The organism is Actinomyces sp. S4-C9 (assembly GCF_000758775.1).
GTDB lineage: Bacteria > Actinomycetota > Actinomycetes > Actinomycetales > Actinomycetaceae > Gleimia > Gleimia europaea.
This window is the reverse complement of record NZ_JRMU01000018.1, coordinates 54,189-80,801: the sequence shown is the minus strand read 5'-3', so window position 1 is coordinate 80,801 and position 26,613 is coordinate 54,189. Positions and strand designations below refer to the sequence as shown.

Annotated in this window: 26 protein-coding genes; 20 read left to right on the top strand and 6 right to left on the bottom strand. The window is 56.8% G+C overall.

Annotation, left to right across the window (positions count from 1 at the left end; translation table 11 throughout):
* The first annotated feature begins 411 nt into the window (after window positions 1-411).
* Genes HMPREF1628_RS07520 through HMPREF1628_RS07480 form a run of 10 tightly spaced genes read left to right on the top strand, consistent with a single transcriptional unit; the run spans window position 412 to window position 11,956 of the window.
* A complete protein-coding gene (locus HMPREF1628_RS07520) occupies window positions 412-3,186 on the top strand; it encodes an HAD-IIA family hydrolase (protein ID WP_232219416.1) in 2,775 nt (924 codons plus the stop codon).
* The gene (locus HMPREF1628_RS09035) at window positions 3,183-3,320 is read left to right on the top strand and encodes a hypothetical protein (protein ID WP_156956943.1); all 138 of its coding nucleotides are present in this window, start codon (window positions 3,183-3,185) and stop codon (window positions 3,318-3,320) included. Before HMPREF1628_RS07520 ends, HMPREF1628_RS09035 begins: the two co-directional genes overlap by 4 nt.
* Window positions 3,308-4,141 (top strand): TlyA family RNA methyltransferase, encoded by an 834-nt coding sequence (locus tag HMPREF1628_RS07515; RefSeq protein WP_084703323.1) that lies wholly within the window; start codon window positions 3,308-3,310, stop codon window positions 4,139-4,141. The genes HMPREF1628_RS09035 and HMPREF1628_RS07515 overlap by 13 nt, the downstream gene beginning before the upstream one ends.
* An 8-nt stretch (window positions 4,142-4,149) precedes the next feature.
* Window positions 4,150-4,989, top strand: a complete 840-nt coding sequence (locus HMPREF1628_RS07510) for an NAD kinase (RefSeq protein ID WP_034510418.1) — start codon at window positions 4,150-4,152, stop codon at window positions 4,987-4,989.
* Window positions 4,986-6,653, top strand: coding sequence for a DNA repair protein RecN (recN, locus tag HMPREF1628_RS07505; protein WP_034510416.1), 1,668 nt, complete (start codon window positions 4,986-4,988; stop codon window positions 6,651-6,653). Before HMPREF1628_RS07510 ends, recN begins: the two co-directional genes overlap by 4 nt.
* The gene (gene steA, locus HMPREF1628_RS07500) at window positions 6,650-7,852 is read left to right on the top strand and encodes a putative cytokinetic ring protein SteA (RefSeq protein ID WP_034510412.1); all 1,203 of its coding nucleotides are present in this window, start codon (window positions 6,650-6,652) and stop codon (window positions 7,850-7,852) included. The genes recN and steA overlap by 4 nt, the downstream gene beginning before the upstream one ends.
* Window positions 7,853-7,863: 11 nt before the next feature.
* Window positions 7,864-8,874: a copper transporter gene (locus HMPREF1628_RS07495; RefSeq protein WP_034510409.1), complete on the top strand. Its 1,011-nt coding sequence runs from the start codon at window positions 7,864-7,866 to the stop codon at window positions 8,872-8,874.
* Window positions 8,867-9,679 carry a hypothetical protein gene (locus tag HMPREF1628_RS07490; protein WP_052038992.1) on the top strand — a complete coding sequence of 271 codons (813 nt, stop codon included), beginning with the start codon at window positions 8,867-8,869 and terminating at the stop codon, window positions 9,677-9,679. The genes HMPREF1628_RS07495 and HMPREF1628_RS07490 overlap by 8 nt, the downstream gene beginning before the upstream one ends.
* Window positions 9,680-11,302, top strand: coding sequence for a murein biosynthesis integral membrane protein MurJ (murJ, locus tag HMPREF1628_RS07485; protein WP_052038991.1), 1,623 nt, complete (start codon window positions 9,680-9,682; stop codon window positions 11,300-11,302).
* Window positions 11,303-11,311: 9 nt separating this feature from the next.
* On the top strand, window positions 11,312-11,956 hold the full coding sequence (locus HMPREF1628_RS07480) for an NUDIX domain-containing protein (protein WP_034510405.1): 645 nt from the start codon (window positions 11,312-11,314) through the stop codon (window positions 11,954-11,956).
* A 77-nt stretch (window positions 11,957-12,033) separates the two neighbouring features.
* On the opposite strand, the gene HMPREF1628_RS09265 is transcribed toward HMPREF1628_RS07480, so the two are convergent.
* Window positions 12,034-12,156 carry a hypothetical protein gene (locus HMPREF1628_RS09265; protein ID WP_261666660.1) on the bottom strand — a complete coding sequence of 41 codons (123 nt, stop codon included), beginning with the start codon at window positions 12,154-12,156 and terminating at the stop codon, window positions 12,034-12,036.
* A gap of 305 nt (window positions 12,157-12,461) precedes the next feature.
* Here HMPREF1628_RS09265 and HMPREF1628_RS07475 point away from each other — a divergent pair, with 305 nt between their 5' ends.
* From HMPREF1628_RS07475 to HMPREF1628_RS07440, 8 genes are read left to right on the top strand one after another with little or no spacing between them, the layout of a single operon-like run.
* Window positions 12,462-13,175: a helix-turn-helix transcriptional regulator gene (locus tag HMPREF1628_RS07475; RefSeq protein ID WP_034510402.1), complete on the top strand. Its 714-nt coding sequence runs from the start codon at window positions 12,462-12,464 to the stop codon at window positions 13,173-13,175.
* 10 nt (window positions 13,176-13,185) lie between these two features.
* Window positions 13,186-14,634 carry a Fe-S cluster assembly protein SufB gene (gene sufB, locus HMPREF1628_RS07470; RefSeq protein ID WP_034510400.1) on the top strand — a complete coding sequence of 483 codons (1,449 nt, stop codon included), beginning with the start codon at window positions 13,186-13,188 and terminating at the stop codon, window positions 14,632-14,634.
* The gene (sufD, locus tag HMPREF1628_RS07465) at window positions 14,635-15,822 is read left to right on the top strand and encodes a Fe-S cluster assembly protein SufD (RefSeq protein WP_034510397.1); all 1,188 of its coding nucleotides are present in this window, start codon (window positions 14,635-14,637) and stop codon (window positions 15,820-15,822) included.
* Complete coding sequence (locus HMPREF1628_RS07460; protein WP_034510394.1) at window positions 15,819-16,145, top strand: Rieske (2Fe-2S) protein; 327 nt, start codon at window positions 15,819-15,821, stop codon at window positions 16,143-16,145. Before sufD ends, HMPREF1628_RS07460 begins: the two co-directional genes overlap by 4 nt.
* An 11-nt stretch (window positions 16,146-16,156) precedes the next feature.
* Window positions 16,157-16,909 carry a Fe-S cluster assembly ATPase SufC gene (gene sufC / locus HMPREF1628_RS07455; protein ID WP_034510392.1) on the top strand — a complete coding sequence of 251 codons (753 nt, stop codon included), beginning with the start codon at window positions 16,157-16,159 and terminating at the stop codon, window positions 16,907-16,909.
* Window positions 16,910-16,922: 13 nt separating this feature from the next.
* The gene (locus HMPREF1628_RS07450; RefSeq protein WP_034510390.1) at window positions 16,923-18,218 is read left to right on the top strand and encodes a SufS family cysteine desulfurase; all 1,296 of its coding nucleotides are present in this window, start codon (window positions 16,923-16,925) and stop codon (window positions 18,216-18,218) included.
* Window positions 18,219-18,683 (top strand): Fe-S cluster assembly sulfur transfer protein SufU, encoded by a 465-nt coding sequence (gene sufU / locus HMPREF1628_RS07445; protein ID WP_034510388.1) that lies wholly within the window; start codon window positions 18,219-18,221, stop codon window positions 18,681-18,683. It abuts the gene before it with no gap.
* Window positions 18,680-19,087, top strand: coding sequence for a metal-sulfur cluster assembly factor (locus HMPREF1628_RS07440; protein ID WP_034510385.1), 408 nt, complete (start codon window positions 18,680-18,682; stop codon window positions 19,085-19,087). Before sufU ends, HMPREF1628_RS07440 begins: the two co-directional genes overlap by 4 nt.
* A 58-nt stretch (window positions 19,088-19,145) precedes the next feature.
* On the opposite strand, the gene HMPREF1628_RS07435 is transcribed toward HMPREF1628_RS07440, so the two are convergent.
* The 4 genes from HMPREF1628_RS07435 to HMPREF1628_RS07420 form a co-directional block, all read right to left on the bottom strand.
* Window positions 19,146-20,840, bottom strand: coding sequence for an AMP-binding protein (locus HMPREF1628_RS07435; protein WP_034510382.1), 1,695 nt, complete (start codon window positions 20,838-20,840; stop codon window positions 19,146-19,148).
* A gap of 145 nt (window positions 20,841-20,985) precedes the next feature.
* A complete protein-coding gene (locus tag HMPREF1628_RS08735; RefSeq protein ID WP_052038990.1) occupies window positions 20,986-22,077 on the bottom strand; it encodes a type II CAAX endopeptidase family protein in 1,092 nt (363 codons plus the stop codon).
* 9 nt (window positions 22,078-22,086) lie between these two features.
* On the bottom strand, window positions 22,087-23,415 hold the full coding sequence (tgt, locus tag HMPREF1628_RS07425) for a tRNA guanosine(34) transglycosylase Tgt (RefSeq protein WP_034510380.1): 1,329 nt from the start codon (window positions 23,413-23,415) through the stop codon (window positions 22,087-22,089).
* The gene (locus HMPREF1628_RS07420; RefSeq protein WP_034510376.1) at window positions 23,408-24,079 is read right to left on the bottom strand and encodes a queuosine precursor transporter; all 672 of its coding nucleotides are present in this window, start codon (window positions 24,077-24,079) and stop codon (window positions 23,408-23,410) included. The genes tgt and HMPREF1628_RS07420 overlap by 8 nt, the downstream gene beginning before the upstream one ends.
* A gap of 61 nt (window positions 24,080-24,140) precedes the next feature.
* On the opposite strand from HMPREF1628_RS07420, the gene HMPREF1628_RS07415 reads away from it, so the two are divergent.
* Window positions 24,141-25,751: an ABC-F family ATP-binding cassette domain-containing protein gene (locus HMPREF1628_RS07415; protein ID WP_034510371.1), complete on the top strand. Its 1,611-nt coding sequence runs from the start codon at window positions 24,141-24,143 to the stop codon at window positions 25,749-25,751.
* Here the strand turns inward: HMPREF1628_RS07415 and HMPREF1628_RS07410 are convergent.
* Entirely contained in the window at window positions 25,748-26,038 is a 291-nt protein-coding gene (locus HMPREF1628_RS07410) for a hypothetical protein (protein WP_198030423.1), read from the bottom strand. The two genes, HMPREF1628_RS07415 and HMPREF1628_RS07410, sit on opposite strands and share 4 nt — an antisense overlap.
* A 77-nt stretch (window positions 26,039-26,115) precedes the next feature.
* Between HMPREF1628_RS07410 and HMPREF1628_RS07405 the strand changes: the two genes are divergently transcribed.
* A complete protein-coding gene (locus HMPREF1628_RS07405) occupies window positions 26,116-26,595 on the top strand; it encodes a SixA phosphatase family protein (protein ID WP_052038989.1) in 480 nt (159 codons plus the stop codon).
* Window positions 26,596-26,613 lie beyond the last annotated feature (18 nt).

The window sequence follows — 26,613 nt, the reverse complement described above, 5'->3', positions numbered from 1 at the left end:
TATCATTCTTTTAACACGTTTTGGGGCCTCACCACTTGGTGGGGCCCCAACACGTGCACCCACCCCACCACTGTCGAACCCTTAAACACAGCGCAACAAACCCCACCTACAACAAGCCACCAGTACTAGTCGTAGGCCACCGGCCGGCCCCTCGAGCAGGCCATCGCCACTAGGCAACACAACATGGTAGTCACACACTACCGGGGAGACCTCGCCGCGCCTACAATCACTGCACCCTCCCACGGAAAGGGAGGGCAGGTCGGGGTTCGGGAGTGATGTATCTCGATAGCGCGCTAGCTCACGAAAATCCGCTCTTAAAATGTCTCACTTAAGCGGTATTATGAGGATTGCACGATCCTGAGGTAGGAGATGTGCCAGCCGACCAAGCGGCTGCGGAAGACAAGAGGAATAATGAGCGAAAACCAGCGCGGTAGAGACCGAAACTTCGATAACAGGCAGTGGCGCTCAGAGCGCGATAGTAATTTTGGAAATAGAGGACGACGCTTCGAGAATAGGAGCGAGGGCGGCCGACGCAGGTTTGACGGCGACCGCTCGGAATTTGGAAACCGTGGCGGACGTTATGGCCGTGACGGCAATGGTGACGGCCGGCGAGAGCGCAACTTTGACCGCAATGATCGCGGTTTTCGCCGGGAAGATCGCGGGTACCGTAAGTTTGATCGCGACGAGCGCGGTGGAAGGCGCTTCGACAATAATCGCGGATACCGCCGTGACGACAACCACCGTCGTTTTGATTCCGATGACCGTGGAGGCCGACGTTTTGAACGCGGAGATCGCGACTTCCGCCGCAACGACCGTGGAGGCCGGCGCTTTGAGAATGGAGAGCGCCCACGTCGACGTTTTGACCGTGATGATCGTAACTTCTCGGGCGATGGTCGTTCGGACCGCAGATTTGGACGCGGCGAGCGTGACTTTGGCGGACGCGGGCGTGATTACCGGCGCGACGACCGTGGAGGGCGCCAGTTTAACCGTGAAGATCGCCCGGGCCGCAGGTTTGATCACGATGATAGGCGCGAACGTGACTTTGGCCGTAAGAACCCGGGTGGTCGCAGGTTTGATAGGGACGATCGCGGTTCCCGCTTCAACCGTGATCGCGGCGGACGCCGGAATTTCGATTCCGACAGGTACCAAAATGAGCGGCCCAATCGGTTTGAAGACCAGCACGATGCGGCATCCGCAGCTTACGACAAATTCGATGACGAGTTCGCAGAACGTGTCAACCAGATTCAGGGATTGCCGATCCCGGAAGGGCTGGAGGGCCAAGAGCTTGACGCCGCTGCGTACCAAACCCTCGCAACTCTAGGTGCACACAGCCAGGAAGAGGTTGCAAAGCTCCTCGTCATGGCCGGTCAGTTGATTGATATGGACCCTGAGCGTGCCTACACGTATGCCCAGGCAGCAGTTAGCCGTGCTGGCCGCGTCGATATTGTGCGCGAGGCCGCCGCTCTCACCGCTTATGCTACGGAGCGCTACCAGGAGGCTCTGCGTGAAGTGCGAGCCGTGCGCCGTATGCGTAACGATTTTTCGCTCCGCGCTGTTGAAGCAGATTGTGAGCGCGGCCTTGGAAAACCAGAAAAGGCGCTTGAACTTATTGATGAAACCGATCTTTCCCAGCTAGACGTTGCAGAGCAGGTTGAGCTGGTTCTAGTAGCTGCTGGCGCTCGCTCTGATTTAGGAGAGAAAGACACCGCACTGGTGCTTGTTGAAGATGCTCTAGCTAAGCTCGGCCCGGACTCTGACGATGAACTTCGAAGCCGTTTGATGAGTGCACAGGCTGACCATCTACGTTCTCTTGGTCGCGGTGAAGAAGCTGACGAAGTTGAGGCTTCGATGCCGCCTCTGCCTGAGGATAACGACATTCTTGATCTTAAGATGCTGGCGGAATCGGATGTGGATGACGTGCGCTCGGATCTCAAGGGCTCTGATGAGCCGCTGTCGCAGCGTTACGACACGCTCCTGCTTGACCTTGATGGAGTGTGCTATCACGGTAGCCAGCCCGTTGCGCATGCTGCGCAGAGTGTTTCACAGGCCGTCAATGCGGGCATGAAGCACGCTTTTGTAACGAACAACTCCTCGCGTTCGCCAAAGGCAGTGGCTGCTCAGCTGGCCGATCTGGGATTCCCGGCGGAGCCTGAGGATGTCATGACTTCCGCGATGGACGCGGTGAATCTAATGACTGAAGACCTCGGGCCGGGGGCAAAAGTACTCGTAATCGGTGGCGAGGGCTTGCGCGAAGCTGTTACTAACGGTGGATTTGAGATAGTAGATTCTGCCGATGACAACCCGGATGCAGTAGTGCAGGGGCTTGATAAGAGCCTGGGATGGGCAGAGCTGTCTGAAGCTGCATACGCGGTTACTAACGGCGCTGCCTACTATGCGACCAACATGGACGGGTCACTCCCAACCGAGCGCGGTTTTGCGCTGGGTAATGGTGCTCTTGTGCGAGCTGTGCGCTACGCGAGTGGCAAGAAGCCCAAGGTTTCGGGCAAACCTCTGCCCGCTATTTTCCGCGGCGCCATTGAGATGGTTGGGGGAGAGCATGCTATCGCCATTGGCGACAGGCTGGAGACCGATGTCGCTGGAGCGCTTTCAGCTTCGATCCCCTCGATGCACGTGTTGACCGGCGTCCATGACGCGCGCTCGGTAATCCTTGCGGATCGTGGTCTTCGTCCCCAGCTCGTGCACACCGATATGCGCGGCCTCAATGAGCCGCATCCTCGCCCCCGTCACCACCGTGACGGCACCTGGAGCTGTGGCGTTGGTCAGATCGCAAAGGTCGTGGCAGGCAGGCTGACTCTCGATGGCGTAGCGCTTCTGGAAGACAGCACCACCGTCACGCTTGACTCCTACCGGGCCCTTATCGCGGCTGCGTGGGAGTATGCGCGGGAGAATGATTCGAAGGTGTTTTGCCCGCTGATTACCGTTGTGGATAACGATGATCCCGCGGGAATTTTAGAGCCCGTTGAACCCGAGGTGGAAGAGCCCGTAGTGGCAGAGTCAACCGATCTGGACGATATGCCCGCCTCGGATGTAAGCGATGAGGAACTTGCGCAGGTGGATGTGGAATCCGTCGCAGCATTTCTTCCCGGTGAGGAAGATCTGGAGGAGCTACTTGAAGAAACTCGTCATCTTGCTGAAGAGGACGAGGAATCACAGGAGTCTGAGTGAATCTGGAGCAGTGGGAGGAAGACTGGGAGCAGGCTGACAACCTGCCTCTAGCTCAGCGTCTTGCGAAGCTGAAGCAAGCTGAGGCGGAGTTGTCTGCCCAGCTTGAAGGCGGGACCGAGCAGTGGCACGCCTAAGACGTATCGATGCGGAGATGGTGCGACGTTCGCTCGCACCATCACGCTCGAAGGCGCAAGAACTGATCCATGCTGGTTTTGTGAAGCTGGATGGGGAGGTTGTTACCAAGCCCGCCAGGCAGATGGATCCGGCGCAGGCGTTGATTGTGGATGAAAGTTCCTCGCCAGATTATGCATCTAGAGGTGCGTATAAGCTTGCGGGTGCGCTTGAGATTCTCGGTGATCTTGCTCCCGTGATCCGCGGTCAGCGTTGCCTGGATGCGGGAGCATCGACCGGTGGTTTCACAGACGTACTACTACGCGCGGGTGCCGCGAAGGTGGTAGCCGTTGATGTGGGTTACGGGCAGCTGATATGGCGCCTGCAGTCCGATCCGCGCGTTGAGGTTAAAGACCGGACAAATGTTCGCTACTTGTTGCCTGAAGACGTGGCGCCGCCACCAACGGTTGTGGTATCGGATCTTTCTTTCATTTCTCTAACTTTGGTGCTTCCAGCTTTGAAAGGCGTTGCGCATCCACAGGCTGATTTCTTGTTGATGGTGAAACCGCAGTTTGAGGTGGGCAAGGATAAGCTAGGGGCAAAAGGCGTGGTTCGGGATCCGGAACTGCATCACTTCGCTGTGCGCCAAGTCTTGGACAAAGCCGGTGAGTTAGGCCTGAAGGTTTACGGTTTGGCGGCTAGTCCTCTTCCCGGCCCCGCAGGAAATGTTGAATATTTTGTGGCGTTGAAGTCGGAGCATTCAGCCGCAATTAGTCAGGCGGATCTGGATGATCGGATTGCACAGGCGATCGCCGACGGACCCGCCGGCAACCGCCTAAGTTAGGAGCCTTAATGCGTTCGATCATGATGATCGTGAACGAGAAGCGTGAAGACGCGGCCAAACTGGCATCCCAGGTACAGGTAGCACTGGAGGAGCGCGAAATCGCTGTTGTGGGTGCGGAGTCTGACCGGGATGTCGAACTTGTCCTCGTGTTCGGTGGTGATGGCACTATCTTGTGGTCGGCGCAGGCAGCACGCGAGCGGTCCATCCCGCTTTTGGGCGTGAATCTCGGGCATATGGGATTCTTGGCTGAGGCCGAGGTTAGTTCCTTGGAGTCGCTGGTAGATCGAGTGGCTGCGGCCGACTATGCGGTGGAAGAGCGCATGACGCTAGAACTTGACGTGCAGATGCCTGACGGTAGCGTGCAACATGATTGGGCGATTAATGAGGCGGCAATTATGCGTACCGATCTGGCGCATCCGGCACACTTTGGTATCGGCGTGGATGGGCAGGGGGTTTCCACGTACGGGGCAGACGGTATCATTTTGTCCACTCCTACGGGATCTACAGCGTACTCGTATTCGGCGGGCGGGCCGGTAGTGTGGCCAGATACCGAGGCCGTGCTGATGGTTCCGTTGGCCGCTCACGGCTTGTTTACGAGGCCTTTGGTTGTTGGGCCAAACTCAGAACTTGAGGTTTCAATCTTGAAGCAACAGTGGGCAGATATTGAGGTTTGGTGCGATGGTATCCGCCGCATCACCGCCCCCGCAGGTACTCGAATCCTGTGCCGACCCTCCAAAGTTCCGGTGAAGCTCGCTCGTCTATCGGATACCCCGTTCTCGGCTCGTTTGGTAGCTAAGTTTGATCTTCCGGTCTCGGGTTGGCGGCGACTGGGGTTGGAGGAGTCTTGATCGAAGAGCTCCACATTGAGAACCTGGGTGTTCTCGAATCAGCGCACGTAGAGTTTTCACCTGGGCTAACAGTGCTTACAGGCGAGACGGGGGCTGGCAAGACGATGGTTTTGTGGTCGCTTCAGCTGCTACTTGGGCAGAGGGCAGATTCATCTAAGATCAGGGCCGGCCAGTCGCAAGCAGTGGTTGATGGCGTGTTCACCATAGATCCGAATGCGCTAGGTGAGTTTGACCTTGAAAGTGAAACAGTTGTGGTTTCACGAAAGGTGTCGCAGTCACGCTCGCGGGCATATTTGGATCGGCGCCCCGCCCCGGTGTCGCTACTTGAAGATCTTGCTTCCAATCTGGCGGTTATCCACGGCCAGTCCGATCAGATTGAGTTGCGTTCCCCGCGCGCACAGCGCGAGTTTTTAGACAAGTTTGGAGGAGCAAGCCACGCTGATCTGGTTCAACACTATACGGACGCCTGGAACCAGGCTGTAAATGCTAGGCGCGCCCTCGATGAGTTTGCGCGAGGTCTTGACGAGGCTGAAGCGGAGATTGCGCAGTTGCGCCCGGTGGTGCAAAAGGTCCGTTCCCTTGACCTAGTTGAGGGCGAGGATGAGGCTCTGCGCCTTGAAGCTGAGCGCATCACGAACGTGGAGGAGCTACGGAGCGGTCTCGCGCTCGCATATCGCGCACTTGTGGGGGAAGACGGTTCCGGATCTGTGGATGCTGTTGGATTGGCTGCCGGCCACGTGGCAAAGCTCGAGGGGCTTGACCCAAAGCTTGCGGAAGTCTCTCGGCGTTTGAATGCGCAACTGGTTGAGTTAGAAACGGTCCGCGACGACCTCGCCGAGTATTTGGAGGGATTAAACGCCGATCCGTCTCGTTTGGAATATGTACATCAGCGTCGCCGCGCTATAACTTCTCTTCTGCGTGGCCGTGCTCTTGATATTCCAGCGCTGCTCAAGTGGACCGATGCGGCCGAGGTTAGGCTTGGTGACCTGGAGCGGCGCGATGATCGTATGGCTGAGCTCCAGGGTGAACTCACAAATGCGCAAGGGCAGGTAATTAAGGTTGGCCGCAAACTCTCTAATGAACGGCACAAGTTAGCACACAGGCTTTCGAAGCTGGTGGATACAGAGCTAGCGGGCCTATCGATGAAAGATGCGCGTCTACTCGTAGAGTTTAAAGAGCGTGAAAAACCGGGTCCGAATGGTATTGAGGATGTTGAGATGCTTCTGCAGGCGCACCCCGACGCGAATCCGGCGCCGCTAGGAAGTGGAGCATCCGGCGGTGAATTATCGCGCGTGATGTTGGCGTTGGAGGTGGTGCTGGCTGAGCACAGCGAGGCATCCGCAACGAACTTAACCTACGTGTTTGACGAGGTAGATGCAGGCGTTGGTGGCCGCGCAGCGCGTGAGGTAGGGAAGCGGTTGGCCCGGCTAGCTCGTGATCGGCAGGTGCTGGTGGTGACCCATTTGGCGCAGGTAGCGGCATGGGCGGATAGCCACTTGCTCATCACAAAGTCGGGCGCCACTACCGAAGTGAACCGCCTCACAGAAGAGGAGCGGATTGTGGAACTTGCGCGCATGCTTTCAGGGTCGGAATCGTCACAAACGGCGCGCGCGCATGCCGCTGAGCTACGTTCGCAGGTAAAGGTGGCACAATCAAGAGTGTGAAGCGTTTTTTCAAGAAAGCTAGGAACCAGGTTGAGTTACCGGGCGAAGGCTCAAGAGTACGCGTGGACGAGCGCACGAAGAAGCTGGCGCGCCGCTTGGAAGAGGGCGAGATCGCGGTTATCGACCACGAGGATATTGACCGCGTTGCGGCCGAGTCTTTGGTGGCCGCGAAACCGGTGGCCGTGCTGAATGCAGCGAAGTCAACCACGGGTCGCTATCCCAACTTGGGGCCGTCGATCCTGCTTGAGTCTGGAATCATTTTGATTGATGATCTTGGTCCGGACATCATGACCCTTCACGAGGGGCAGGCGGTGAGTATTGATGGAGATTCAGTATTCGCTGGAGATAAGCTCGTGGCGCAGGGTATTCGTCAAACCACAGAGACGAATGAGCAGGCGATGGCGCTTGCGCGAGATGGAATGTCGAGCCAGATTGAGGCGTTCGCAGCTAACACTATGGAGTATCTGGCGCGTGAACGAGACCTGTTGCTTAACGCGGTTGGTATTCCCGATGTTAAGACGAAGTTCAAGGGCCGCCATATGTTGGTGGTTGTGCGCGGCTACCACTACAAGGAAGACCTCGCTCTTTTGAAGGCATACATCCGCGACTACCGACCCGTTCTAGTTGGCGTTGACGGCGGTGCGGATGCGATTTTAGAGTCCGGGTTCAAGCCGGACATGATTATTGGCGACATGGATTCGGTGTCTGATAAGGCGTTAACGTGTGGCGCTGAGATCGTGGTGCACGCATATCGTGATGGAAGGGCCCCGGGATTGGAGCGCGTGGAACGCATTGGCGTTGAACACGTGGTGTTTCCCGCAACGGGCACGTCAGAGGATGCAGCTATGCTCCTCGGCGATGCTAAGGGGGCAAGTCTGATCGTAACTCTCGGCACGCATACGACGCTGGTGGAGTTCTTGGATAAGGGCCGTTCCGGTATGGCTTCCACGTTCTTTACGCGTTTGGTTGTGGGGCCAAAGTTGGTGGACGCGAAGGGTGTGTCAAGGATCTATCGCACGCGAATCTCTTCGTTCCAGTTGTTTATGCTTTCAGCTGCGGGCATTTTAGCTTTGATTGTTGCGCTTGCGGTTACACCCGCGGGGCAAACTTTTTTGCAGATTATGGCAGTGTATTTTTCTGACGTCGTTGACGTCTTGCGCAGCTGGCTTGGTTTGGCGCCGAGTGCGCCCCTTACGTGAGTGGAGGGACATTGGTCGATTTTAGGTACCATTTGGTTTCACTGATTTCAGTATTTTTAGCGCTTGCGGTTGGAGTGGTGCTCGGCGCGGGTCCATTGCAGGGGCCAATTGCGTCTGGACTTACGAGCCAGGTCGAGGTCTTGCGCGAGTCGCAGGCACGCACGTCCGTGGAGATCGAGCGTTTGCGCACTGATGTTGCGGATCGTAATGCGTGGATTGAGCAGTCGGTGCATCAGGTTTTGCCCGGTACGCTGAAGGACCGCAAGGTCGCGATTGTATCTACGGAGGACGCGGCCGCTGAGGATATTGACGGAATCGCCAAGTACATTGATGTTGCTGGCGGTGTGGTAAACCAGCGGGTCGTGCTCACGAATGCGTGGTATTCGGAGGATATGTCGCAGTTCCGTGATTCGTTGGCAGGTCCGGTTGCTACGCACTTGTCGGGCGAGGTGTCGGCGGAGGCACCCGCCGCAGACATCTTGTCTCAGGCACTCCTGGAGATTATTACGAAGACGAACGATGAGACGAAGTTGTTGCGTGAAATCTTGGCTGATGCCGATAACGCGTTGCTTTCGTTCGAAGTCGATCAGGTTGTGTCAGACTCGATTATTTTTGTAGGTCCCCGCCCGGTGGGAGAAGATGCGACAACGGCTGCCACACAGGAAACGGACAATGAGACCAACCAGGAGGACAGCGAGGCAGATAGTTCGGACTCGCAGATGCTGGTTGCAGTTGCGGGTATGGCTGCCAAGGCGCCTTCCGCTGGTGTTGTGGTTGGTGACGCTTCGGCTTCGGATTCCTTGATTTCGCTAGTGCGCGGCCAGGCAGTGGCTGTGACTTCGGTTGACTCGGTGGGTACCTCCATGGGACATGCCTCTACCGTGATTGCGTTGCTGAGCGCAGATCGCACGGCTCGCGCATTTGGAACAGCCTCTACAGCAACCGATCTTGTACCGCCTCTACCGCAGGTCAAGACCGAGGCTACGCAACCGAGCGAGACGGAGGCAACGGCTGGTGAATAGTAGGTCTGCTATCGCTTTTGCAGGTGGTGTGGGAGCGGCGGCACTGACGGCAATAATCACAAATGTGATTCGCACCGCGCCGTCTTTGCAACGTACAAATCATGCGGACGAGCAGGTTAGTCTTTCGGAAGGCGTAGGAGCGGCCACAGCTTTGATTGGTTCTGCCGTGGCGCGGCGTGACTTTGCAGCCGCCGCTGCTCTGGCTGCTACCGCTAATGCGGGCCTCGCTGATGACATTGAGGATTTGCGTGAGGACGCCCCAAAAGCGAAGGGACTAGCTGGCCACTTTGAAGCATTAAGGCGTGGCGAGGTAACCACCGGCGCGGTAAAGGTAGCAGCTATTGGTTCTTCTGCTGCCGGCTACGCGCTGGTCCACTGCAATCGCTATGATCGCGGATTTTACGACTGGTTGATTGACTCGATCATTGTGGCGGGGTCTGCCAACATCGCAAACCTGTTTGATTTGCGTCCAGGTAGGGCACTCAAAGCTGCAGGTGTCTGCTCTCTGATAGCGTCTTCCAGCCGCGTCAGTCCGCGCTCGTTTGGTGCAACCCTTGGCACCATAGCCGGAAGCGCCCCCTCTGATCTGGCGGGTAAAACCATGCTTGGTGACGTGGGTGCAAATACGCTTGGCTTGCAGGTAGGTATGCTCGCGATAGTTCCGTCTTCTCGCGGCTTTAGAACGGCAATGGCCGCGCTTACGCTCGGGGTAATTGGGGCAGGCGAAGTGGTGTCTTTTTCGAAGGTGATTGAAAGTTCGAAGGTGCTTTCAACACTCGATGAGTTGGGCGTGAAATCTAAGTAGATGAAGGCATCGGGCGGGCTGGTAAGACTGCGAGGCGTCCTCACCGGCGCCGTGGGCATAATCGCAATTGCGACCTTGTCCTCACGGCTTATCGGGTTCTTGCGATGGCTAATGCAGTCCGCCCTGGTGGGATCTGGAGCTACCGCAGGAGCCTACGCTTCTGCTAATCAGATTCCAAACATTATTTTCGAGATAGTGGTGGGCGGAGCGCTTGCGGGCATAACGGTGCCTCTACTGTCTGCGCCCCTTGCGAAAGGGCGCGCGCAATATGCTAATCGCGTAGCTTCTGCACTGTTGTCATGGGTTACCTTGATACTTGCTGTGGTGGCAGCGGTTGTGTTTCTTGCCGCCCCGTGGATTGCGCAGGCGCTTCCCGTGCCAGCGGATGCCATCGTATCCGACCAGCAGGCATTGGTGACCCGCTTCTTACAGATTTTTGCGTGGCAAATCCCGCTGTACGGGGTATCTATCGTGCTGACGGGTGTGTTGCAGTCACATAAGAAGTTCTTCTGGCCGGCCATAGCGCCGGCGTTGTCTTCCTTGACCGTGGTTGCGTCGTTCGTTGGCTATGCGCTTTTGAACCCGGCGCGTGACCAAGCTCCTCCCCAAACGGCTGTTGAGGTGCTGGGTTGGGGGACAACCCTGGGGGTGGCGGCACTGTCGTTGCCGTTGTTCATTCCTGCCCGTAGAGCAGGATTCCGCTTTCGCCCCACTCTGCGCCTTGGGGCCGATGAGCGTCGTCGTGCGGTAGGTTTGGGAGCCTCCGGCCTGGGCGCATTGGTGGCGCAACAGTTTGCTGTGGTCGTCTCGCTTTGGCTTATGCGTTCCTACGGTGCTTCAGGAACGGTAGCGGTGTTTCAGTACCTGCAGGCGGTCTACTGGTTGCCCTATGCCGTAGCGGTCTATCCGGTTGCAACCGCGGCGTTCCCCCTCCTTTCCGAGCAGGGAGAGAGCGGATGCACGGATCAGTTCAAAGTTACGTCCGCGAGGGCGATGCAAAAAGTTTTGATTGCGGCCTTGCTCGGTTCTGCTTTGTTGGTCATCATGGCGCCGGTGGCACAGGCTTTCTTCGAGCTACTCACGCCCGTTCCGGGGATGGCTTCCGCTCTTACGATTATGGCTCCAGCCCTAATCGGATTTTCTTTGCTGTTCTACGGCCAACGCGCGCTTTATGCGCTTTCACATCCGCGGCTAGCCTGGCTGGTGGCGGCCGCGGGGTGGGTAACGGTCGCGGCGGCACAAGCTGCATTAGTTGCAGTATCTGTGCGAGCCGAGGGTGATGGCGTTGCAACGCTACGTGCAATCGCGGGTGGACATTCAGTGGGGATGACAGTAGCGGCGATCGGGGTGCTCGTATCGATTCACAAGGTGACGGATGGCTACGGCGCGCGCGATATGCTGGTTGTAGTCGCACGTTCGCTAGTTCCGTTGGGGTTAGCAACTGCGCTTGGAACATTGGCGACGACGCATATTTCCGCTCTAGGTGAAGGCTTGGGGCACGTGCTGGCGGTAATCGCAGCCGGCTTCGTGGGGCTAACGATCCTCGCGGGAGTGGTGTACACGCTTGGAAAGAAGTCGGTGCTGGCCGGCTTACTGCAATCCATGGAAGACGAAGACAGCTAGGAGGTTGTCATGATAGCCGATCGTAGGGATACAAGGCCGGTTCGCTCGCACGAACGCGTGTGGACGGGTGCGGTGTTCGACATGGATGAGGACCGCGTTGAAGTAACTGAGGGCAACGTGGTGACGCGACACTACGTGGCGCATACCGGGGCAGTAGCTGTTGTGGCTCTTCGTGAGGGGGCCCAGGACCTCGAGGTCGCCCTGGTTGACCAGTACCGCCACCCGGTGCAGGCGACTTTATGGGAGATCCCTGCTGGCTTGCTTGATATTGAAGGCGAGGAGCCGGTGGATGCTGCTAAACGTGAGCTGTTTGAAGAGGCTGATCTCGAGGCAGATACCTGGCACACTCTGGTTGACTATTTCACTTCGCCGGGAGGTACCACGGAGGGGCTGCGTATTTTCTTGGCGCGCGACGTTAGGGAAGTGCCCGCAGGGAAGCGGTTTGAACGAACTGATGAAGAGGCCACAATGCAACTGCGTTGGGTTCCTATGCGTGAGGCGGTGGCTGCCATTCATGACGGAAGGTTGCACAATCCCTCAGCGGTGGTGGGGATCTTGGCGGCGCAGTCGGCGCGGGCGCAAGGCTGGAGCTGTCTGCGTCCCGCGGACGCTCCGTGGCTGAGGTCGCCGTTCAGCCGTAAGCAACGCGACTAGGCGCGTAGTTCGCTATTGAAGCAAAAATAAAGTGGGCGGTTAGCCGTTTTACGGCTAACCGCCCACTTTTTAGTTGGTTAGTTTTCGTTGCAGGTGCACCAGTCAGAGTCGGCAACCATTGCCTTAACCTCATCTACGTGCTGTCCGCAACCGGTCCAAGTGGTCTTGCCACACTTTGCGCAACGAATTGGGCTACACATGCCATGCTCCTAAGCTCGGGGACCGCGTCCTGATGGACTCGTCCTTTTCAGACTCTTCTTTGGAGTCATCAAAATCATATCAGAAATACCCCCATAGGTATACGGCCGTCTGGTGGTGCTGACTATGGCGGCTTATCCTCTCGTTGCCGAGCTTTGTCTTCGCTTGTTTTCGGTGTGATCTCGGGTGCAGACGCGATATTCGAGCTATTACGTAATGAAGATGTTGCTTAAAGAAGGTAGACTTGCAAAAGTCGGTTATGAGAAGTGTTGCCGACGTGTGAATACGGCCATGAAGGGAGGGCGCCTTGGCAGAACCAGTAGATCAGGGGACGCGCGAACTCGTCCTCGACCTCGTAGTTGAAAAAGGCCCGGTAACAGCATCGGTTATCGCTAAAATTCTAGGGCTTACAACCGCTGCGGTTCGCCGTCATATCACCACTTTGGAGCAGTCCGGTGAGATAGCTGAACGCGAGCAGCCGCAGTCGACGAAGCGCTCGCGGGGCCGTCCGGCTCGCCATTACATTGCCACGGACGTTGCTCACGAACGCTTGCATGATAGCTATTCAGAAATTGCGACGAGGGCTATGTCATACCTCGCGCAAACAGCTGGAGTGGAAGCAATCGAGAACTTTGCCGCAGTTCGTTCGCGCGAAATTGAACGCAAGTATGCACCCGTGGTTCGCGCTGCGGGTCGTGATCCGAGGGCGCGCGCGGTGGCGCTTGCAGACGCCCTTACTCAGGATGGCTATGCGGCCAGCGTGCGCGACGTTGGGGGAGGTAACTTTGCTATCCAGCTGTGCCAGGGACACTGTCCGATCCTGGAGGTAGCGGAAGATTTTCCGCAGCTATGCGAGGCGGAGACACAGGCGATTGGGCGCCTGCTAGACGTACACGTGCAGCGACTTGCCACTTTGGCGGGGGGCGAGCACGTGTGTACAACGCACATTCCAGTGGCGGCGCTGACCAGAAGAAACGGCTGGCGCCACGGTGGAGATCGAGCGCACGAGCGTTCGAACTAGGAAGGAACTAATGACCACTACAACGAAAGTTGAACGAGGTGAAGACAAGCCGCGCACCGATGACGAGATCATCGACTCGATTGGTGCGTACCAGTACGGCTGGCGCGACACTGACGTGTATGGCGCTGACGTGGAGCGTGGCTTAACTGAAGCCCTTGTTCGTCATATTTCGAGCATTAAGGAAGAGCCTGAGTGGATGCTTGAGCGTAGGCTCAAGGGATTCAAGGCGTGGGAACGTAAACCCACTCCTAAGTGGGGTCCAAACCTCGATGACATCGATTTCGATTCGTTTAAGTACTACGTTCGCCCGTCCGATCGTCCGGTGAGCTCGTGGGATGACCTGCCTCCCGAGATCAAAGAAACTTACGAGCGTCTCGGTATTCCCGATGCGGAGCGTAAGCGTTTGATCGCAGGTGTAGCTGCCCAGTACGAGTCCGAGGTTGTGTACCAGCAGATCCAGGAGGACTTGGAGAAGCAGGGCGTTATCTTCCTCGATACCGATACGGGCTTGAAAGAACACCCGGAGCTGTTCGAGCGTTTCTTCGGTAAGGCCGTTCCGGCTGGCGATAACAAGTTCGCTGCGTTGAATACCGCCGCGTGGTCTGGCGGCTCCTTCATCTACGTACCTCCGGGCGTGCACGTGGAGATTCCGCTCCAGGCGTACTTCCGTATCAATACTGAAGCTATGGGCCAGTTTGAGCGAACGCTAATTATTGCGGATGAGGGCTCTTACGTTCACTACGTCGAGGGTTGTACTGCGCCGATTTACGACACCAACTCGCTTCACGCGGCAATCGTGGAGATCTTCGTATTGAAGGATGCGCGCGTTCGCTACACCACCATTCAGAACTGGTCTAACAACGTTTTGAACCTTGTGACTCAGCGTGCGGTCGTTGAAGAGGGTGGAACTATGGAGTGGATCGATGGCAACATCGGTTCCGCTGTAACCATGAAGTACCCGGCCTGCTACCTCATGGGTGAGCACGCTCGTGGTGAGACACTCTCTATCGGTTTTGCGGGCGAAGGGCAGCACCAGGAGACGGGCGCAAAAATGCATCACATGGCGCCCTACACCTCTTCAACAGTGGTTGCGAAGTCGGTTGCCCGTAACGGTGGCCGTGCGTCTTATCGCGGTCTCGTTGAGATCGATGAGAAGGCACACCACTCGAAGTCGAACGTCCTTTGTGACGCCCTCCTCGTTGATAAGGAGTCGCGTACCGACACGTATCCGTACGTTGACGTTCGTAATGACGATGTGGAGATGGGCCACGAGGCAACTGTGACGAAGGTTTCAGAGGATCAGTTGTTCTACCTGATGTCGCGTGGACTCGAAGAAAACGAAGCTATGGCGGTGATCGTCCGCGGATTCGTGGAACCGATTGCGCGCGAACTTCCAATGGAGTACGCGCTCGAGCTTAACCGCCTCATTGAACTACAGATGGAAGGATCGGTGGGCTAAATGTCGAACGCAATGGCTAGGGCCCATTCACACGGCGCGGGCACCCAGGCGACTTACTCGTCGCGAGCGGACCGCCCCAGCTCCTTCAACCCGGCTGATATTCCGGTTCCAAACGGGCGTGAAGAGGATTGGCGTTTTACGCCTATAAAGCGCATCCAGGCGCTTTTTGAAGAGTCTGGCCACGCCGAGGCGGACCTTCCGGTTTCCGTGACCGCTCCGAGCGAGGCTTCGGTGAGCGTTGTGGATGCTAAGGATTTCGATCTCGATAAGATCTTGGCTCCCGGCGATCGCACCGCAGTCGTGTCGTGGGTCCGTGCGAACTCGGTAAACCTCATTGAGATTCCGAAGGGTAAGGCTCTTTCGGAACCCGTGTTCATCAACATCTCAAACGACGATGAAACGCCCCGCAGTCAGCGAATCTACGTTCGCGCTAACGAAGCTAGCGAGGCAGTGGTAGTAATCAACCACAAGGGTAAGGGAAAGCTGAACCAGACTGTAGAGATCGATGCGGCTGATGCGGCAAAGCTGACGGTAGTTTCTCTCCAAGAGTGGGAAGACACTGCTACTCACGCTTCGAATCACCGTATGCGGGCGGGGCGCGACACGCAGTTGCGTCACGTGGTAGTCACGCTCGGAGGCGACCTCGTTCGTCTGAGCGCAGATACTGAGTTCGCGTCCCCGCGGGGCAATATTGAAATGCTTGGCCTGTACTTCGTTGATGCTGGCCAGCATTTGGAACATCGCCCGTTCATCGCGCATACGCAGCCGCATTGCTACTCTCGCGTTACCTACAAGGGTGCGCTTCAAGGCAAGGATGCCCAAGCAGTTTGGGTGGGTGACTGTCTGATTGGCGCAAACGCTGACGGAACGGACACTTACGAGCTGAACCGCAACCTCGTGCTTTCCGAGGGAGCGCGTGCAGATTCCGTGCCAAATCTTGAAATCGAAAATGGTGAGATTGAGGGTGCGGGCCACGCGTCTGCGACGGGCCGTTTTGATGACGAGCAGCTGTTCTACCTGATGGCCCGCGGCATCTCTGAACGGGACGCGCGTCGCCTCGTGGTACTAGGATTCTTCGGCGAGCTGGTAAACCAGATTGGCGTACCCTCCGTCCAGGAACACCTTATGGAAACCATCGAGGCCGAGCTGGAAAAGGGCGGCTCGATGGACAAGCTGGTGTCGCGATGAGCTTCCAAGTTGCATGCCCCGCAGACCTAGAAGCGGGCCAGGCCCGCATGGTCGAACTGACGAATGAGGCGGGAGAGGAGCTCCCGATCGCAATCATTCGTGACACGGTAGGCGACTGGTACGCGATTTACGATACGTGCCCCCACGCGGACGTGTCTTTGTCCGAGGGAGACATTTCGCAAGCATGTGTGGAATGTTGGGCACACAGCGCTGAAATCAACTTAAAGACGGGGGAGGCCACGCTACCTGTGACCGAAACTGTGCGTACTTATCCCGTGAAGCTTGAAGGCCAGAACGTTCTGGTTGATCTGGAAGTAGAGTAAGGAAAACTTAAATGACTACCCTTGAAATCAAGGATCTACACGTCAGCGTAGATACCGGCGAGGAAATGAAGCACATCCTCAAGGGCGTAAACCTGACTATCAATTCTGGCGAGAAGCACGCAATCATGGGGCCGAACGGTTCTGGTAAGTCTACGCTCGCGTATGCGCTCGCGGGCCACCCGAAGTACCAGATTGATTCCGGTGAGGCCCTGCTTGACGGCGTGAATATTCTGGAGATGGATCCGCACGAGCGTGCCCAGGCCGGCCTGTTCCTCGCGATGCAGTATCCGGTTGAAGTGCCGGGTGTGACCGTGTCGAACTTCCTGCGCACCGCTAAGACCGCCATTGATGGTGAGGCTCCGAAGGTCCGCTCTTGGGTGAAGGAACTGAAGGAAGCTACGGATAACTTCCGTATGGATCCGGCGTTCACGGAGCGTGAGGTAAACGTAGGTTTTTCGGGCGGCGAGAAGAAGCGTCTGGAGATTTTGCAGATGGAAATGCTGAATCCGAAGATGGCTATCTTGGATGAGACGGACTCTGGCCTAGATATTGATGCTCTGCGCATTGTGTCTGAAGGTGTGAACCGCGTGGCCGACAAGTCGAACCTCGGCGTTCTACTGATCACGCACTACACGCGAATCCTGCGTTACATTAAGCCGGATTTTGTGCACGTGTTTGTGAATGGTCACATTGTTGACGAGGGCGGTCCGGAGCTTGCTGACCGTCTTGAAGAAGAAGGTTACGACCGTTACCTGAACAACTAGTCCGGAGATTTTAATGACAACTGATCGGCTTACCAAAGCGCTTTCTGCCCAGGAAGTGGAGGATCTGCGCACGCAGTTTCCTATCCTTGGACGCATTGGACGCGATGGTAAGCCGATCATTTATCTCGATTCTTCGGCTACATCGCAAAAGCCCGTTAGGGTGATCGAGGCTGAAGCCGAGTTTTACCGTTTGCATAACGCCGCGGTAAACCGGGGCACGCACATGCTGGGCGATGAATCAACGGGAGCGTTTGAGGCTGCGCGCGAAACGGTTGCGAACTTTGTTGGGGCTGACGCCCGAGAGATTGTGTGGACTAAAAACGCAACTGAGGCTATCAACCTTGTTGCTTACGCGATGTCTAACGCAGCCGCCGGTATGGGAGGAACTCAGGCGCAGCGCTTCCGGGTTGGGCCCGGTGACAAAATCGTTGCCACACGCGCCGAGCACCACGCGAATCTGCTCCCTTGGCAAGAGCTCGCAGCTCGCACGGGTGCCGAGTTCGCCTTCCTCGACCTGCTTCCAGACGGTCGCATTGACCTCGAAACGTTGAACGTAATAGATGAGCGCACCAAACTGGTTGCTTTTACTCATGCATCAAACGTGACAGGCGCGGTGTCCCCGGTAGAACAGATCGTGGCTGCAGCGCGCCACGTGGGTGCCCTCGTTCTGCTTGATACGTGCCAGTCATCAGCGCACATGCCTATAAACGTGCGCGAACTAGGTGTTGACTTCGCCGTGTTCTCTTCGCACAAGATGCTTGGGCCAACCGGTGTAGGCGCACTTTGGGGGCGCTACGAGTTGCTTGAGGCGATGCCTCCGGTGCTGGTGGGCGGTTCTGTCATTGCTAACGTGACGATGGAAAAATCGATCTATTTGCCTCCGCCAAACCGTTTTGAAGCTGGCTCGCAACCGGTGGCTCAAGCGGTGGGTTGGGCGGCTGCGCTCGACTTCCTGAGCGAGGTAGGCATGGATCGGATTGCGGCGCATGAGGAGCAAATCACAGCCGCTCTACTTGATGTGGTTAAGAACGCGGACGGCGTGCAACTACTCGGACCAGCAGATACTAAGAATCGTCTAGCGGTGGTGGCGTTCGCCGTGGAGGGCGTACACCCCCACGATGTGGGTCAATACCTCGATTCGGAGTCCGTTGCCGTGCGCGTGGGGCACCACTGCGCGATCCCTCTGCATAAGTTATTTGGGGTACGTTCATCGAATCGCGCTTCGGCGGCATTAACAACTACGCTGGATGAGGTGCACCGGTTCGGTGAAGCTTTGTCGCGAGTTCGTGGTTTTTTTGGAGGAGTGTAAGTGTCAAGCTTGGAGACGTTGTATCAGCAGGTCATCCTCGACCATTCACGCAGGCGTGTTGGCGAGGGGGAGATTCCTGAGGACGTAGATGGAGAGTCCTACCAGGTTAATCCCACCTGCGGTGACGAGATCACGCTCGGCGTTCACGTGAAGGATGGCGAACTCGTTGACTACACCTGGACAGGTGACGGGTGCTCGATTTCGCAGGCCTCAATTTCGGTTATGGCAGAGCTAATCAATGGAAAGTCGATTGCCGAAATCTCGCAGCTGTACAAAGATTTTGAAACCATGATGCATTCGCGCGGAAAGGGTGTTTCTGACGAGCTCCTTGATCGTTTAGAGGACGGCGCCGCGTTTGAAGGCACCGCTAAGTTTCCAAACCGTATCAAGTGCTCACTGCTGGGCTGGTACGCGTTGAAAGACGCGCTGGTGAAGGCAGGAGTCGCATTGGAGGATCAACAATGAGTAATCCCATGGCTAATCCCGAGCCCGTGGAACAGCGCTTCCAGGAGGTCGCACCTGAGGAGGCCGCCGCTACGGTGGATCACGAGAGCCTCGGACAACTTACCGCGCAGGAAGTTGAAGACTGCCTACGTGACGTTATTGACCCTGAACTTGGTATCAACATCGTTGACCTGGGCCTGCTATACGGCATCATGATTGACGAAAATGATCACGTGAATATTGACATGACGCTAACATCCGCTGGCTGTCCGCTTACGGATGTGATTGAGAACCAAGTGCGCATGATGCTGAATGGTGTTGCAAGTGGCGTTACCTTGAACTGGGTGTGGCTGCCACCATGGGGACCGGACCGTATTACTGAGGACGGTCGCGAACAGCTACGCGCAATCGGTTTCAACGTATAGTTCTTGCTACGCATGGTTTTGGCTCCGCAAATGCGGAGCCAAAACCAATTGGTAAGAGTTATTTGCCGCCACGCTCGAGCATGAGGCGATCTTTCACAACTCTGCGCATGATCTTTCCGATCTGGGAGTGCGGAAGTTCAGAGACTATTGCCAAAGAGCGGGGGAGGGCGTAGTGGGATATTTTCTTTTCTGCCCAGGCGCGTACGTCCTCTAGCGTGATGTTTTCAACGCCCTCATCTAGCACGAGGGCCGCAGTAACCTCTTCGCCGCCTGGAACGGGCATGCCAACAATGGCTACGTCTTTAACTCCCGGCATGGAGCGAATCGCTTCCTCAACTTGCGTGGGGTAGACGTTGAAGCCGCCGGACAGGATCAGCTCTTTGCGCCTATCTGCAAGGTAAACGAACCCGTCGTCCACCATACCGATATCGCCGGTGCGGAAGTACCCATCTTTTGTGAATGCCTGCGCGTTCTCTTCGTCTGCATCCAGGTAGCCGGAAAACACTTGTGGGCCTTTAACGAGGATCTCGCCCGGCTCTCCCTCAGCCGGCTCAACATCGGGGTCGTTGAGGTCTCCCAGACGCATTTGCGTGGAGGGGAAGGGGAGGCCTAGAGCGCCGTGGCGGCGTTGGTTAGTCATGGGAGAACCGCACATTGTGGGCGAGGTCTCGGTCATTCCGTACCCCTCGATAATGTACCCGCCAGTGGATTTCTCCCAACGCTCAGCAACGTCGGCCGGTAGCGGCATGGCGCCGCTGATTGCGTAGCGGATGGAAGAAATATCAATCTTCTTTTCGCGTGCACGCTTTTCAATCCGGTCGAACATGGGCGGAACGCCAACGAAAAACGTCACCGGCGTTCGCGAGTGAGCGGCCAGGGCCATATCAACGTCGAACTTGGGGAGCATGATCTGGCAGGCTCCGTACTTCACCGCGCAAACCAGGAAGAAGCAAAGTCCGAACGAGTGGAAGTAGGGTAGCAACGAGAAGAAGTTTTCAGCGCCCTCGTGCAACCTGTATACCCACGACAGGTTCTGGTTTGCGTTTGACCCGATGTTCTTGTGGGTCAAAGGAACCGATTTTGGTACGCCGTTAGTTCCTCCCGTGTGCAAGATTGCCGCTATGTCAGAGCCGATTGCATGCGGCGTTGATGGGTCAATTGGGCTGGCTGCGCGCACCTTGTCATCCCAGGATAGGGTGCCGGCCGGAGCTGCTAAGCGCATCTGATCGCGAGCTTTGCGGGCCGGGGCGATGGGAAGCGCCAGCATCGTCTTTTTAGTAACCGGCATGTACCGAGTGATGTCGACGGTAAAAACAGTTTGGAGCTGGTGGCCGGGGCCAAAGGCAAACTTGGAGACTGACTTTTCCCACACCACGGCCACTTTGCCGCGGTGGCGTTTAATCTGCTGTTCAATCTCTGATATTGGGGCGAGCGGATTGTGTTCAGCAGCAATCGCTCCAATGCGCATGAGGGCGTAGAAGACGATCACGTGTTGTGGACAGTTTGGTAGCGCGATAGAAACCGCATCCCCTCTGCGGACTCCCGCGAGGCGAAGGACGTTTGCAGCGCGATCGACTTCGGTCTTTAGCTGACTATAGGTAAGCTCCTGCCCAAAGTACTGGGTTGCGGGCCTATTTGGGTAGAAGCGTGCCGTTTCTTCTAACACCTGGTAGAGGGAGGCTTCCGGCTCCGCAATCTCGTAAGGCACGCCTTTTTCGTAGTGTGAGCGCGCCGTCTCGGTGATGGTCGACATGATTCTCCTAAAGGAACTATGCTCTTATCTTACGCTAGCGTAAGTTAGTGTCCCTCGCATAATTTATCGCGTCTAAAGTGCCTTCGTGTAGCATTTTGCCCGCCTCAAAGGGCGGGCAAAATGCGTCGGGATAAAGCAGGTGGTTTTACTGGAAGTAATCCGGGCCGTGCGCATCCTGCGTATTCGGCTGGGCTGGGGTCGGTGCAGGCGGAATGATGCCGTGTTGAGCCAGCACCCATTGCGGATAGAGGCTTTGCCATTCGGGGTAGAACCGTCCCTTGGAAAGCTCTCCGGCCAAGTAAACAGCATCGGGCTGCGGCGTCTTACTCGGGTCGTGAACGCGGCTTACTTTTGCCCTCTTCGCCGCGAAAGCGAGGGCGGCGGTAACTGTGCCCATGATGACGGTGGAAACCAGGAATGCAGCAGGCGTGGACGTCGTTTCCTCACTGATGAGGGAATCGGAAGTGTTAGAAAACGCTTCGATGGTAAGGATGACCATGTTATTGGAGGCGTGCATGGCAACTGCGGCCTCCACGCCACCCGTGTACCACATGAGAAATACGGCGCACAAAGAGAACACGGCCAGGTCGGCGAGGATCCACACGTCCAGCGAACCGTGCAGGAGCGCGAACACCGGGGCGGAAGCCAAAGTGGCCACGAGCAAAGAAACCCAGCGGTTAGGGATCCACGATCCGAACATTTGCAAGAATCCCGCGCGAAATGTGAGTTCTTCTGCCGCGCTTTGGAACGGGACTAACACAAGCGTGAGTAGTAGGAGGATGGCCAGTTGTGGTCCGGGTTTGAATTCCGTGCCCTCAAGCAAGCTCATTGGAATGAAAGCGAGTGCGAAAATCGGTATGGCAATGGCGAAGCAAGCGGCCAGCCACTTGTAGCGTAAGTGGCCTTCAACCGAGAAAAAGTAGCCCACGCCCGTACGCGCGCCCAACGCCACGCCGGCTAATACGGCGGGAATCAGAACGGCTATGCTAAGCATTAGGACGGTGAAGACAACCGGATCCGTAGCATCGATCTCGCCGGTAAATAGCTGCTCGTATCCGGGGGTGTGGAGGGCAGGCACGGCTAGGGGAAGTAATGTCACCACGGTTGATAGGGCAAGGAAAACTACCAGCGCGATAACGATCGCTAGAAGAGGCCGGTACCAGCGTCTGTCTGGGCCGGCAGAGAGTTTGTGATATTCGGCGGGCTCTCGCGGCTGGATTTGCGGTAGATGAAGCAAAGCGGCCTCCTAGTTGCCGTAGAAACGGGCAAGGGTTTCTTGCTTGTACTCGGTGTACTCACCGTTTCGGATGGATTCGCGGATGCTATCCACAAGGTGAACGGTGAACCATTCGTTATGAATCGTTGCAAGTGTCGAAGCTAGTATTTCGTGAGCTTTGAACAGGTGGTGGACGTAGGCGGTTGTGTAATTTTGACACGTGTAGCAACCGCATCCGTCAGCTAACGGGCCGAAATCGCGTTTGAACCGTGCGTTCGTGATGTTAACGCGCCCATCGGGAGTGTATATCGCGGCGTTGCGTGCCACGCGTGACGGGTTGACGCAGTCGAACGTGTCAGCACCCGCCTCGATCGCGGCAAAGAAGTCATCAGGTTCAGAGATGCCCAGGAGGTGACGAGGCTTATTATCGGGTAGTGCGCTGGTTAGCCAAGAGACGATAAGCCCAAGATTTTCTTTTTCGAGGGCGCCGCCCAGGCCGAACCCATCAAAGCCTTCACTGTTAATACCCAGCTGCTCCAAGTCTGGTGACGTGCGCATTTGGGTGAGGGTACGCGCCGCTTCGCTACGCAAATCTTTGTACTGTGCTCCTTGCAAAACGCCGTAAAGTTGCTGGTACGGCTTGTCGGGATTCTCGACGGTGAGGCGCCAATGCTGATCTAAGGAGCGCTGCGCCCAGCGGTGCGTACGCGCAAGTGACTCAACCTGATAGTCATAGGGGTGGAGCAGGGAAGTGAGCTCGTCGAAGGCAAACATGATGTCTGCCCCCAGCTGATGCTGAATACTTAGCGAAATCTCGGGGTTGAACCTGTGCTTAGTTCCGTCAATGTGCGAGCGGAACACCACCCCGTCCTCGTCCACGGCGGCGCGGTTGCGGCGAACGGCCTCCGCGGCTTCATCTTCGGCAGTTACCTTCTTGCCGGCAAACTCTTGCGAGAGAACTTTCTTGTAGTTAGAGCCAAGCGACAGAACTTGGAAACCACCAGAATCAGTGAACGTGGGGCCGGCCCAATTCATGAACTTGCCTAGGCCGCCCCCGGCCTCCACAATATCTGCGCCCGGTTGCAGGTAAAGGTGGTAAGCGTTTGCAAGTAGGGCTTGTGCGCCAAGCTCCTTCATCATTTCGGGAAGCACACCCTTTACGTTGGCAAGGGTGCCCACCGGGATAAAGGCGGGAGTCTCGATGGTGCCGTGCGCCGTTTGAAGCGTGCCAACGCGCCCGAGAGGACGCGGGCCGTCGCCGGTTTCCACCTCGACTTCATCCAACCACGCCGCAACTTTGAAGCCGCGCGAAGCCTCGATGCGCTCGCGGTGTGCCTGCGTGATTGGCGCGTTAGACATGGGACTCCTCGTAGCTTTCTATGCGCTTGATCCAACCGATCACTCGGTAGGTCACGGGCAAAAGAATCACCTCAACCCCGACTTTATACACGTAGCCGACAAACAGATAGTTCAAAAATTCCGCGCCCGTAATCACGCCGTAGAACGCAACCGTGCAGAAAATAAGGGTGTCCGCGAACTCTCCAACCAGAGTGGAACCGATCAGGCGCGCCCACAGGTGGCGTTCCCCCCACTTTGCCTTGATACGTACTAGAACCCACGAATTCAGTAGCTGACCGGCCAAATATCCGAGTACAGATGCAGCCACAATACGCGGAACAAAGCCCAGTACTGCAACAAAAGCTTCCTGGTTGTCATAGCCTGGACCGGCTGGTGCCGCACCTACAACGAGGAAGGTTAGAGCGGCAAGGATAGAGAACGCGAAGCCGGCGAGTATGGCTCGGCGCGCACGGGAAAATCCGTAGACTTCCGACAGCACGTCACCAAGAATGTAAGTGAGGGGGAACAGTACGGCACCGCCATCGAACACTAAAAGTGCGGGGCCGATATGGATTCCGATAAGTTTGGTTGCTGCAATATTCGAAAGGATTAGCAGGGCAACGAATGAGATCGCGACGATGTCATAAACGCGCGGCTCACGGGTTTTCACACTGTTTAAAGTCACGCGGTAAACATACTACAAGGCCGGTTTAGACTCTATTCGTTACCCATTTACACTGGTCATTGTGATTAATGTTTCGAACCTTACTGTGCGGATTGGCCCGCGCACCCTTTTGCAGGGCGCCAGCTTCCATGTTGATAAGGGAATGCGGATCGGTTTGGTGGGCCGCAACGGGGCCGGCAAAACTACAACCATGCGCATGCTGGCCGGCGAACCGGATCGGGGTGAAGCCGAGTTTGATGGCACCGTGGTGCGTCGTGGCAGCCTCGCATATTTGCCGCAGGACTCGCGTGTAGCGGACCCGCAGCAGAAGGGGCTGGACCGAATTTTATCGGTGCGAGGCATTGATCAGCTGCTTGCGAAAATTGAGAAGGCGCAAATACAGATGAGCACATTGGAGGGGCCGCGCCAGCAGAAAGCTATGGAGCGCTATGTGCGCCTAGATCAAGAGTTTACCAATCAGGGCGGGTATGCCGCCAAAGCGCAGGCTTCCCAGATTGCGTCCTCTCTCGGTTTGAGCGAGGATCAGCTCTCGCGCCCCCTCGGGACCCTCTCAGGTGGTCAGCGTCGCCGCGTTGAACTCGCGCGCGTCCTATTTTCCGAGGCTGAAGTTCTGCTCCTTGATGAGCCTACGAACCACCTCGACCATGATTCCCTAATCTGGCTTCGCGACTTCTTGAAGACGTATCCGGGTGGGATGATAATCATCTCTCACGATGTGGCGCTGATCCGCGAGACCGTGAACCATGTGATGCACCTGGACGCGGACCGCGCGGTTGTAGACCAGTACAACATGGGCTGGGATCTGTATTTGAAGCAGCGAGAAGAAGACGAGCGGCGGCGCAGGCGTCAGCGGGCAACAGCTTTAAAGAAGGCGGAGGCGCTACGCGCGCAAGGCGAGAAGATGAGGGCGAAAGCAACCAAGGCGGTCGCTGCCCAGCAGATGCTTCGCCGCGCGGAAGAACTCGAGGCCAGCGTCGAGCCGGTGCGACACGTAGAGAAGGTTGCGCGTCTGCGTTTTCCAGAGCCTGCTGCGTGCGGAAAGGTGCCGTTGCGTGCCTCTTCGCTTTCGAAAACCTATGGATCGCTCGAAGTCTTTACAGGCGTTGATTTGGCCATTGACCGAGGCTCGAAAGTGGTAGTACTTGGGCTGAATGGTGCGGGTAAAACTACGCTTCTTCGGATCCTGGCTGGAGCTCTCAGCCCCGATACTGGCGAGGTTGAAGCCGGTTATGGATTGAAGCTCGGTTACTATGCGCAGGAACACGAGACGCTAGATCCAAACAAAACCGTGCTGGAGACGATGGTTGCGGCCGCACCCGCATTCGACGACACCCGGGTTCGCAATGTCCTTGGCCAGTTTCTGTTTTCTGGTGAGGACGTGGATAAGCCTACGGCTGTGTTGTCAGGTGGGGAGCAGACCCGGCTCGCTCTGGCCACGCTAGTGGTATCAGCCGCTAACGTTCTGCTGCTTGACGAGCCAACTAACAACCTCGACCCAGCCTCACGAGGGGAAATCCTCTATTCGTTGAAAACATACGAGGGCGCTGTGGTGCTCGTAACGCACGATCCGGGTGCGGTGAAAGCGCTGGAGCCAGATCGCGTGCTTCTGCTACCCGACGGGGATGAGGACCTGTGGGATGACTCTTACTTGGAGCTCGTGACTCTCACTTAAAGCTGGTGGTCATCGTTTAGGCTTGCGCGCTCTTCTTCGGTGAGTGAGCGAGGGTCTACGGGCTTGGGGGCTGGTGCGGTGGCCGCTTCAACCTCGCTGATAGGAACAACACGATGGGGGAAAGACCGTAAGCTGACAAAATCGGTGAGGAAATCGCGGTGTCTCTCGCACGCCAGCCAGGTTTTTTCGCGCGCAGCATGGATCTTTGGGTTAGACCAGATAACCGCCCAGCGAGCTACTTCGGTGCACTGGCGGGCTGAACAGACGTGGAAATACTTTTCGCTCACGCCCCAATACTATAGTTTGCCCGCAAGGTCCTCGATTCGCCCTACAAAACCAGTGCGCGATCTCTTAGAGTTGAGGCATGGGGCAAACGCTGATTCTTGTCCGTCACGCGCAGGCGCGTCACGCAGGTGTGCGTGATGAGTTGCGCCCGTTGACCAGGGCTGGCCAAGAACAGGCCCGACAACTTGCCCGTAGAGTAAAAGATTTAATCGCCAATGGCGTGATTCTGCATTCGCCGGCGGTTCGGGCTTTACAAACCGCGCAGGAGGTTGCGCGCGAGAGTGGCGCGCAGCTTCTGCAACTGAACGAGCTTTACTACGCGGATGAATATGATCTGTTGCGATCCATACCTGCGTTAACCGGCCCTGTGATGGTGGTAGGTCACGCGCCGACCATCCCGTACGCGGCTGCGCTGATCGCACTCGGTGAGGGCAGTGACCTCATCGTCGCCCGGGGCTGTCCAACCGCCACTGCCTACGTGTTCGAGGTCCCCGACTTAACCCAGTTACGGCGGGCCAGCGCCGCCCTAAAAGATTTGATTGTCACGCCCGCTCGGTGACTTTTGTAATGCCAAAAT